Source organism: Paraburkholderia sp. SIMBA_053, from assembly GCF_046534895.1.
Classification (GTDB): Bacteria; Pseudomonadota; Gammaproteobacteria; order Burkholderiales; family Burkholderiaceae; genus Paraburkholderia; species Paraburkholderia caledonica.
In genome coordinates this window covers 1-267 of record NZ_JAWRXU010000803.1, presented here as the reverse complement: position 1 = coordinate 267, position 267 = coordinate 1, and the positions used below count along the sequence as shown (strand labels likewise).

Below are 267 nucleotides of genomic sequence, written 5' to 3'. Positions count from 1 at the left end.
GCCATCAAGGAAATTTCTGAGCAACTGAACCGCAGCATTAAGACGATCAGCACGCAAAAGAACACCGCGATGCGCAAGCTCGGACTCGAAAGGGATTCCGAACTCTTTCAGTACGCGCAGAGTAATGGCTTGATGAATCTGTCGTCGTATGCGCCGGGCGAGCTGGATACCGGCAGCAGCCCTTCGCAGGGAAGTTCCTAAGCGCGATCTCAGAAGCTGGCTGTCGGATTCTCAAATCGGGAAAACGGATCAAATAAAAACGCCGCC

General features: G+C 53.2%; 1 protein-coding gene. It reads left to right on the top strand.

The genetic code is table 11. The annotated features are described in order from the left end of the window. Positions 1-201: LuxR C-terminal-related transcriptional regulator (locus SB753_RS37795; protein ID WP_410805252.1), on the top strand; the 201-nt coding region annotated here is incomplete at its 5' end. Positions 202-267: the final 66 nt, after the last annotated feature.